A 6880-nucleotide genomic window follows, 5' to 3' on the forward strand; every position below is an offset into this window, starting at 1 on the left:
GGCCTTGTAGGAGGCCAGGCCGGCCGCGGAGGTGTCGCCGGCGTCGATGGCGGCCACCGCCGCCTCGGCGGCCATGCGGCCCGACGCCACGGCGAAGTCCATGCCGCGCACCTGGTAGCCCATGTTCATGCACAGGCCCGCGGTCTCGCCGGCGATCAGGCAGCCGTCGAAGACGTACTTCGGGATCATGTTGTAGCCGCCCTCGGGCACCATGTGGCCGGAATGCTCGACCATCTCGGCGCTGCGGATGATGGGGGCCACGGCCGGGTGGTTCTTGAAGTCCTCGAGCATCTGGTAGACCGGCACCTCGTTGCGGCTGCCGTCCGCAGCCAGGGAGATGGTGGCCACCAGGCCCAGGGAGATGGACTCCTTGTTGGTGTACAGGAAGCCGCCGCCGACGCTGCCCTTGGTGCAGTCGCCCACGAACAGCATGGCCGCACCCTCGCCCTCGGGGAGCAGGAAGCGGTCCTCGATGACGTTGGCGGGAAGCTCGAAGACCTCCTTGATGCCCACGGCCATCTGATTGGCCTTGGGACGGGCGTTGCCCAGGCAGCGCTCGGAGAGCATGGAGTTGGTGCCTTCGGCCAGGATGACCACATCGGCGGTGATCTCGTCGTCGCCGGCGCGGACGCCGGTCACGCGGCCGGACTCGTCCTTGATGAGCTCCTCTACGGCGATGCCGCAAATGTACTCGGCACCGGCCTCCTCGGCCTTCTCGGCCAGCCACTGGTCGAAGGGACCGCGCAGCACGGAGTAGGAGTCCTTGCCCTCCTCGCCGAGCTCGGCGGAAGTGAAGTCAACGGTCATCTGCGACTTCGGGTCCATCATGGCGATGCGCTCGTGGGTGATCTTGCGCTCGATGGGCGCTTCGGACTCGAAGTCGGGGAAGACCTGCTTGAGGGAGTGGGAGTAGATGCGGCCGCCGGTCATGTTCTTGGCGCCGGCGAAGTTGCCGCGCTCGACGACCAGGACGGACTTGCCGGCGGATGCGGCCACGTAAGCCGCCACGCCGCCCGCGCAGCCAGATCCCACGACGATGATGTCGAAATCTGACATGAAGATATCCTTTCATTGGCGGCCTTACGGCCGCCAATCAATCAACTATCGAGACTCCCGCACCGCGCTCCGATAACGAAGATGTAAAGGGGTCATCTTGTTGGAGGGGTCGAATCTTTGGAGGGGTCGAACCTTAGGAGAGGTTTTCGCACAAGGGTTTGCGCTGAAGCGCGGTGCGGAAGGAGTCCCCTTACAGGGCTGCAGTGATGGCCGGCAGGACATCCTTGATGTCGCCGATCAGACCGAAGTCGCACTGCTTGAAAATAGGAGCGTTCTTGTCCTTGTTGATAGCGAAAATGGCACCGGAGCGGTTGCAGCCGACCATGTGCTGCATCTGGCCGGAGATGCCCGCGGCGATGTAGACCTTCGGGGTCAGCATCAGGCCGGAAACGCCGACGTAGCGCTCGGTTGGCAGCCAGTTGACGCCCTCGGTCAGCGGACGGGAGCAGGCAAGGCCGGCACCCAGCTTGTCGCACAGGTCGTTGGCCAGGGACAGCTGAGACTCCTCGGCGAAGCCGCGGCCGGCGGCCACGACGACGTCTGCCTTGAACAGGTTCACGCCGCTCTTCTCGATGACCTGGGAGGAAACGACCTTCACCGGGCGAGCGGGGGCAACCCACTCCTGCTCGGCGACGGAGCCGTTAGCGCCCTCGGCGCCATCGAACACGCCAGCGCCGACGGTGTAGATGGCAACGTTGCCAGCGGCCTTCTGCACGCGCTCGGCGATGCCGCCGAAGTACATGCTCTTGGCGCCCCCGGCCTCGAAAGCGGTAACGTCGGTGATGACGGCGGTGTCGGCGTGGAACGCCAGGCTGCCGGCGATGACCTTCATGTGGCGGCAAGCCTCCACCAGGACGACCTCGGGGTTCTCAGCGTCGAACGCGGCGTTCACGGTCTCGACGGCCGAGTCAACGGTCAGGCCCTCGGGAACGGTGATGTTGAGCACCTTGTCGGCGCCGCACTCGTAAGCGCCGCCGAAGGAGATTGCCACGACCTCGTCGGCCATGGTGCGCGCGCCTGCAACCAGCTCTGCGGCCGCAGCTGCGTGCTCAGCAATGATCAATGCCTTCATGAGTATCCACTCTGCCTTTCTTTTGCTTGATTACGCGTGGGCCTACAGGGCGGCCTTGATGGCGGCCACGAAGCTGTCGATAGCGCCGTCCTCGGAAGCGTCGAAGATCTCGAGCTTGCGGTCGGCCTGCTCGGGAGCCTTGCAGTCGACGACCTCGATGGCGGCGGCGGCGACGTCGGAAGCACCGGCGACGTTCATCGGCTTCTTGCCGGCGGCCAGGATGTCCTTCATGCCGGGGATGCGGGGCTCGGCGGCGTCCGGGGTGACGGACACAACGGCCGGCAGGGCAACCTCGACGACCTCGACGGCGTCCTCGAGCGTGCGCTCGACCTCGAGCACGTCGCCCTTGCAGGTGACCTTCGTGGCGGCGTTCACCACAGGCCAGCCCAGCTTGCAAGCCAGCTGCACGTCGACCTGCTGAGCATAGTTGTCAGCGGAACCGTCGCCGCACACGACCAGGTCCACGTCGCCGATCTGAGCGACCAGCTTGGCCAGCTCGGCAGCGGTGGCCTTGGCATCCATGCCGGCGCAGGCGTCGTCAGCGGTCATGAACAGCTCGTCAACGCCACGGGCCAGAGCGCTCTTCTTGAGCTTGGCCTCGTCGATGGAAGCCGGACCCGCGGTAATGGCCACAGCAGCGGAACCCTCGACCTCGGCGGCCAGCTGAGCAGCCACCTCCAGAGCGTTCAGGTCGTACACGGAGATGGTGTTCTTCGCCTTGGAGTAGTCCAGCGTGCGATCACCGGCGACCTTGATGTCCTGATCGTCAGGAACCACCTTGAATGCAGCGGCTATCTTCATCTTGAGCCTTCCCTTCATAAGCTTGTTACAGAGGTTCTTACCTTCGTAGCGACCGCTTCGACGTAACCCCTTGCGGGTTGCACGTCCGTTTTGCGGGGTGCGTCTGCGTTTCGGCGGGTCGCTTACGTGACAGGGCCATCTTGCGCTCCCCAACCCCTCCTGCCATCGCCAGATAACCGTGAATACCCTCTTACTTAATTTTTAACTATGGTGGTACCGCCTTATAGTCAGTTATTAGCTAGTCGTAAATGGACGTAGGGGTTTGGAATTCCTATCGCTGGGAAATGCATACGAAGGAAGGTCATCATGGCGATGACGTTGCAAGGCGAAGACGAAGGTATCGAAAATAGTTGTGGAGAATTAAGCACGCCGACCACACAAAATGACCACAAAGAGCCGGACGTTTCGATTTTTTGACCGGCCTGTCAGGTGATGCTACTTTGAGATTGCACCTGTTCTCGCAAATGCCAGCAGGACTATCGCGCACGTTGAAAACCGAACCTATCAGAGTGCGGCCGCCCGGCCGGTTCGTCTGTGCGCAGAACGGAGGTAGAACCATGTCCTACAACCATGTCGGAATCACAGGAAACATCACCCGAGATGCCGAGCTGCGCACGACGCAGTCGGGGTGGGCCGTCTTGTCCTTCACCCTCGCGGTCGGCGACCGCAAGAAGAACGCCAGCACCGGCCAGTGGGAGGATCGCACCGATTTCATTCCCTGCTTCATAAGCGGGAATGAAAGGCCCCTCGCCCTGGCTCCCTATCTGAAAAAGGGAACGAAGGTGACCGTCGGCGGGAAGCTTCGCTACAGCCGATGGGAGAAGGACGGGAAGGCGCACAGCAAGATCGAGGTTGCGGTGCAGGAGGTCGAGCTGCCCCCGCGAAGCGGTGCCGTCTCGGCATCCGCCGCGAAAGGCTCGTCTGCAGCAGGCGGCTACGACACCGTCAACGTCCCCTATTACGATGAAGACGTCGTCTTCTAGGAACGGGTGCGGAAGCCTTGATCGCGAAGCTGAGGATATAGCCATTTCGATGGCTCTTTCCCTGCCGCCGCTTTGGTAGGATCGGATGAGACGGCACGAGGGCCGCGGCATATCGCCGCGGCCCACTCTCCTCGCTCGGCGCGCCAACAGTCTCCCGCAACGATCCACATACCAGAATTTGATAGCGTGAATATCCTCGCGCAGCTATAACGCTGCCAACATGGCAGCGTTGATTGACCTGGGTTTTTGCAGTCTAGGTCTCGCAGAGCTCGAAAGACGCCGCTTAGCAGAAACGCAGAATGTTGGCTGCGCGAGCAACCCCTCCCCCGAAAACGAGCCAGAGGCAAAGAGCGGCAAGCAGCGCCTGCGCAATGCGGAGGACGATCCAATATGACCGATAAGCTCCCAAAACGCCGCGAATCAGCCAAAGCCCCGTCTTGCTTCCCTTCCTGGCGTTGCATGCGTGGCAGCTCGGGGCGAGGTTCGACGCATCGTTCACGCTCTCCGCGCCGATGCTCGCCAGAATCTGGCGCGCGACAGGGGATTTCTGCACGGCGGCCACTGGAACCAGATGGTCGACCTCCATGTCCTCGTCGCGGCGCAGCGCCCTGCCGCAATAACGGCAGCGCCATGGGCCTGGGTTTCGCGACATGAACTCGCGGCGGTAGCCCGACGACCTGAGCAGAGCCGGAGGGAGCGCCCTCACCGAATAGCCGTCTCTGCGCGCCGCCTCCTCGTAGCGCTTCGCTTCGCTCTCGGAAAGCCCTGTGGCCTCCCAATGGTACGCCCGCTTCCCATCCTTCACGTACCTGAAGGCGGGATACCGCTCGTATGAGAATCGGGTGAAGCACATCCGCGGTTTCTTTATCTCAACCTTCCAGCCGTTTCGCCTCGCCATAGCCCCTCCGCTCTCTCGTAGTTATCCTCAGACGAATACAACGCTGCCATGTGGCAGCGTTGATTGACCTGGCCTAACGTATATCGCCGCGCTAATCAGCCGGCGCTCTGCGCGTTCGGCTTTGTCGGCAATGCACCCGATTTTCGCACAGCTTTCGCACATGATATGATGTCGTCGCACCGTGCGCCCGGCATAACGCCCGAAGGCGCGCTGATCCTTGACAACGGCAAGCGAACGGCAGGTGCGGCAGGCATTCTATGCGCTGCCGCACGGCGGCGCGAAAGGACGGAACCATGGAGAAGAAGCTCTTGATTGAGGTCGAAGCGGAGAAGTCTGTGCTCGCGGCGGCCATCCTCGACCCATCTGTCTTCCCTGCGGCCCGGGGCATCCTTCGACCGACCGATTTCGGGAGAAGCGCTCACCAGGTCATCTGGAAGGCGATGGAGGGCATCGCCGACCAAGGCGAGCCCATCGACCAGCTCACGCTGAAGCACTTCTTGGACACCCACGGGGCCCTTGAGCAGATCGGGGGCGCATCTTACATCCTCGATCTCGCCTCCTGCTCGTTCGCTATCACCAACTGGGCAAGCCATGCCCGCATCGTGAAGACCATGTCGGTCCTGAACCAGCTCGAACGCGTCGCGGCTCTCATTGACGCAGGGGTGTCCGCAAAGGAAGACCCCGCAAACGTGATCGAACAGGCGATGAGCGGCATAGCAGGAGCCTCGAGGCAGCTGATGATGGCGCAAAGGCCTATTTCAGCACCGTCGAAGTGCGAAGGGTGCGGCGGGAGCGTTCCGGCCGGGGCTACGTACTGCCCCTGCTGTGGACTCAGGCAATGACCGGCCGGTGAACGCCGCAGAGGGGAAACGCAGAAGGGAGGCGGTCATCCGCCTCCCTTCATCGTTCTCTGGTCGCTTCCTCTGCTTATGGTGCAATAGGAGAGCCCCGCGGAAACATCCGCAGGGCTCTCGGCGCTCCTTTCAGGGTAGGCTATTCTCCATCGTTGAGAAGGCGCTCCATCGCGGCATCGTCTGACGCTGCCTCCATGAACTCCTCGCCGCGCCCCTCGGAAATGAGACGAACGGCAAGTTCTTTGATGGATTGCCCTCGGCCGATCTGCTCTTCTTTCTCGGCCAGCTGCCGGCGTTGCTCGGCCAGCTGCCGGCGTTGCTCGGCCAGCTGCTCGTCTTTCTCGGCCAGCTTCTCGTCTGCAGTTCGTTCTAAGATCTCCAACTGCTCCGCTAAGGTCATATAGCCCATGTTGTCTTCATCCTCTCGAAGCTCGCGCACGGCGTTCTCCAACCTCGATGTCAAGTCGTCCGAGCCGTCGTCAACGTTTCCGGTATGGATGTATTTTAGCAACCTGGACAACGAAGAGCTCTCGGCCTCGGCCCAATTACCGGCCGACAGCACGACGACGGTCCTGCCGTCGTCAAGCGCCATCTTCTCCGTCGGGTGCAGCGCATCCATCATAGCGAAGCGACGTTCCGCGCAGCCTTTTCCGAACGGTGCGCCTTTGCAGAAGAAGATGACGTAGCTTTCCGGGAGCTCATGGTAGGGAATGCCCGACTTCAACGCATCGGTGTCCATCGCCGATTCGTAGTATCTCGCCCGTCTCGCCAGCGACGGCTCGTAGGCTACCTGCATCTCGATGTCGATCATCTTGCCGTCGGCTTTTGCGACGACGTCGAGGCGGACGTTCCTGCTCGTCAGCTTTGGCTGGATCGTCTTCTCCGTCTCGATGTACGAGATCTTAGATAGCTCGAACCCGAGGGCGGCTTCAACGACCCCTTTGCAAAGATCTGGGTTCCTTCGCATGACGAGGTTGAAGACGACAGAGTTGGTGAAGCCCGGCTCCTTCGCCTTATCTTCGATGATGGCTTGCATGCTCTTTCTCCTTTCCGGCCGTCGCTTCAGCGACGGCCAAACTGGTTGGTCGCCGCATCCGCTTAGGGCGCGGTCGGGAAAGCTCTGATGCCTACCCTATGTCAAGGTGCGCTCCCTTTCTGGCGCGATACGGGATGCGCACGGTGCGAGCAGATTGTACCGTGTCAGCGTTATCCTTGT

7 protein-coding genes are annotated in these 6880 nt (G+C 62.0%); 2 read left to right on the forward strand and 5 right to left on the reverse strand.

The features are described from left to right. The 3 genes from SFHG_RS08295 to SFHG_RS08305 form a co-directional block, all read right to left on the reverse strand. On the reverse strand, positions 1 to 1056 hold a 1056-nt coding region (locus SFHG_RS08295), incomplete at its 3' end, for an FAD-dependent oxidoreductase (RefSeq protein ID WP_052297934.1). Between the two features lie 190 nt (positions 1057 to 1246). Beyond that, complete coding sequence (locus SFHG_RS08300) at positions 1247 to 2128, reverse strand: electron transfer flavoprotein subunit alpha/FixB family protein (RefSeq protein WP_042436296.1); 882 nt, start codon at positions 2126 to 2128, stop codon at positions 1247 to 1249. 42 nt (positions 2129 to 2170) lie between these two features. Beyond that, positions 2171 to 2929 carry an adenine nucleotide alpha hydrolase family protein gene (locus tag SFHG_RS08305; protein WP_042436297.1) on the reverse strand — a complete coding sequence of 253 codons (759 nt, stop codon included), beginning with the start codon at positions 2927 to 2929 and terminating at the stop codon, positions 2171 to 2173. Between the two features lie 557 nt (positions 2930 to 3486). On the opposite strand from SFHG_RS08305, the gene SFHG_RS08310 reads away from it, so the two are divergent. Then, entirely contained in the window at positions 3487 to 3912 is a 426-nt protein-coding gene (locus SFHG_RS08310) for a single-stranded DNA-binding protein (protein WP_042436298.1), read from the forward strand. 283 nt (positions 3913 to 4195) lie between these two features. Here the strand turns inward: SFHG_RS08310 and SFHG_RS08315 are convergent, their stop codons facing one another. Beyond that, the gene (locus tag SFHG_RS08315; RefSeq protein WP_042436299.1) at positions 4196 to 4765 is read right to left on the reverse strand and encodes an HNH endonuclease; all 570 of its coding nucleotides are present in this window, start codon (positions 4763 to 4765) and stop codon (positions 4196 to 4198) included. Positions 4766 to 5103: 338 nt separating this feature from the next. On the opposite strand from SFHG_RS08315, the gene SFHG_RS08320 reads away from it, so the two are divergent. After that, positions 5104 to 5652 carry a DnaB-like helicase N-terminal domain-containing protein gene (locus SFHG_RS08320; RefSeq protein ID WP_042436301.1) on the forward strand — a complete coding sequence of 183 codons (549 nt, stop codon included), beginning with the start codon at positions 5104 to 5106 and terminating at the stop codon, positions 5650 to 5652. Positions 5653 to 5803: 151 nt separating this feature from the next. Here the strand turns inward: SFHG_RS08320 and SFHG_RS10205 are convergent, their stop codons facing one another. Beyond that, on the reverse strand, positions 5804 to 6700 hold the full coding sequence (locus SFHG_RS10205) for an Rpn family recombination-promoting nuclease/putative transposase (protein ID WP_052297892.1): 897 nt from the start codon (positions 6698 to 6700) through the stop codon (positions 5804 to 5806). Between the last annotated feature and the right edge of the window lie 180 nt (positions 6701 to 6880).

Origin of the sequence: Senegalimassilia anaerobia JC110 (genome assembly GCF_000236865.1) — a bacterium.
GTDB lineage: Bacteria > Actinomycetota > Coriobacteriia > Coriobacteriales > Eggerthellaceae > Senegalimassilia > Senegalimassilia anaerobia.